The sequence below is a fragment of the Shimia sp. genome (assembly GCF_041624275.1).
GTDB lineage: Bacteria > Pseudomonadota > Alphaproteobacteria > Rhodobacterales > Rhodobacteraceae > Shimia.
The window spans coordinates 1-2,221 of sequence record NZ_JBFJVE010000298.1 but is presented as its reverse complement, the minus strand read 5'-3'; the positions used below and the strand labels follow the sequence as shown (position 1 = coordinate 2,221).

Sequence of the window (2,221 nt, the reverse complement as noted above, 5' to 3'; positions counted from 1 at the left end):
AGGCCTTTGATCTGGCCGAGCGCTTGCAGACCCCGATCATCATGATGTCCGATCTCGATCTGGGCATGAATGACTGGATGTCGCCGCCGCTCGAGTGGGACGACAACTATGAAATGGACCGGGGCAAGGTGCTGGACGCCGAAGGGCTTGATAACACGGCGAAATGGGGCCGTTACCTCGACGTGGACGGTGACGGCATCTGCTATCGCACCCTGCCCGGCACCCACCCGACCAAGGGCGCCTATTTCACCCGCGGCTCGTCCAAGAACGAGATGGCGGTCTATTCGGAAAGCGGCGAGGACTACGTGCAGAACGTCGACCGGCTGCTGCGCAAGTTCGACACCGCCAAGACACTGGTGCCGCAACCCAAGCCGCACGCGCCGATCGAGGTGAAGAAGCCCAAGACCAAGCTGAAGCTCGGGGCGCTGTTCTTTGGCACCTCGGCCTCGCCCAGCTATGAGGCGGTCGAGATCCTGGCCGACGAGGGCTATCCGATCGACACGCTGCGCATCCGCGCCTTCCCGTTCCATGAAAGCCTCGACCAGTTCATCCACGATCACGACATGGTCTTTGTGATCGAGCAGAACCGCGACGGGCAGATGCGCCAGCTGATCATGAACGAATGCCACATCACCCCCAGCAAGCTTACCAGCGTGCTGAACTATTCGGGCACCCCGATCACCGCCCGCGACATCGCCAATCAGATCCGCCAGGGGCTGAACACCAAGAGCGCCAAGATCGTGCCGCTGCACAAGGAGACCGCCTGATGTCCTATGTCACGCCGAAATTCCGCCATCCGCGGCTGCCGACCAACAGCATTGGCCTGACCATCGCCGACTATGACGGCGCCATCTCGACGCTCTGCGCCGGCTGTGGCCATGACAGCATTGCCGGGGCGATCCGCTATGCCTGCTTCAAGTCCTCGATCCCGCCGCACCGCATCGCCAAACTGTCGGGCATCGGCTGTTCCTCGAAGATGCCGACCTATTTCATGAGCCGCAGCCACGGCTTCAACTCGGTGCATGGGCGCATGCCCTCGGTGGCCACCGGGGCCAGCGTCGCCAACCGCCAGCTGACCTATATCGGGGTCTCGGGCGATGGCGACACCGCCTCGATCGGCATGGGGCAGTTCATCCACCTGGTGCGGCGCAACGTGAACATGACCTATATCGTCGCCAACAACGGCTGCTACGGGCTGACCAAGGGGCAGGACAGCGCCACCGCCGATCTCGGCTCGGTCAGCAAATACGGTGATGTGAACGGCTTCGAGGGCATCGACCTGGCCAGCCTTGCAATCCTGCAGGGCGCCAGTTTCGTGGCCCGCAGCTTCTCGGGCGACAAGGAGCAGCTCGAGCCGCTGATCCGCGCCGCCATGGCCCACAACGGCTTTGCCTTCATCGACGTGGTCAGCCCCTGCGTGACCTTCAACAACCATGCCGGCTCGACCAAGAGCTATTCGGAAACCCGCGACCATCTCGACGCCATGCCGCTGGATTTCGTGCCCATGCGCGACGAGATCCGCACCCAGTACGCCGAGGGCACCACCAAGAGCGTGACCCTGCATGACGGCTCGGTGATCCATCTGAAAAAGGCCATCGAGGGCCACAGGACTGAAGATCGGCAGGCGGCGCTGAACACCATCCAGACCGCCAATGCCGAGGGCCGGATCCTGACCGGGCTCCTGTTCCTCGACCCCGACACCAAGGATCTGAGCACCGGCATGGAGCTGGCCAGCCGGCCGCTGAACGAGCTGGGCAAGGACGAGTTGTGCCCGGGCTCGAAAGTGCTGAAAAGCATCAACGAAGGCCTGCGTTGACCCGAGGCCCGACCACGGGTCGGGCACGCGAACGAACAGACCGGCTTCGGATCGAAGCCGGTCTTTTTCTTGTCGCGCCAGAGGTTGCTATTCCTCGGCAGGCACCGGGCGCGGGCTGCCGTCTTCGTCGATCGCGACATAGGTGAACAGCGCCTCGGTCACCTTCTCGGTGCAACCCTTGCGGTGGCGCACGGCCCAGGCCTCGATCCTGATCGCCATCGAGCTGCGCCCGACGCGCTCGACCCAGGCCCAGACGCAGAGCACGTCGCCGACCCCGACCGGGCGGATGAACTTCATCGCATCGACGGCCACCGTCGTCACCCGCCCGCGGGCGCGGGTCGCGGCGACGATGCCGCTGGCGACATCCATCTGCGACAGCACCCAACCGCCGAAGATGTCGCCGTT

General features: G+C 64.0%; 3 protein-coding genes. 2 read left to right on the top strand and 1 reads right to left on the bottom strand.

What is annotated here, in order from left to right:
• The coding region (locus tag ABZD10_RS15360) for a hypothetical protein (protein WP_372887861.1) at positions 1–767 on the top strand (767 nt) is incomplete at its 5' end.
• Positions 767–1,816: a 2-oxoacid:ferredoxin oxidoreductase subunit beta gene (locus ABZD10_RS15355; RefSeq protein ID WP_372887859.1), complete on the top strand. Its 1,050-nt coding sequence runs from the start codon at positions 767–769 to the stop codon at positions 1,814–1,816. The genes ABZD10_RS15360 and ABZD10_RS15355, both read left to right, overlap by 1 nt.
• 87 nt (positions 1,817–1,903) lie before the next feature.
• On the opposite strand, the gene ABZD10_RS15350 is transcribed toward ABZD10_RS15355, so the two are convergent.
• A partial coding sequence (locus ABZD10_RS15350) for an acyl-CoA thioesterase (RefSeq protein ID WP_372887857.1) occupies positions 1,904–2,221 on the bottom strand: 318 nt, incomplete at its 5' end.

What these genes read in the sequence shown, in the direction of transcription:
- ABZD10_RS15355 (WP_372887859.1), top strand. Translation starts at nt 767, where the DNA reads ATGTCCTATGTCACGCCGAAATTCCGCCATCCGCGGCTGCCGACCAAC.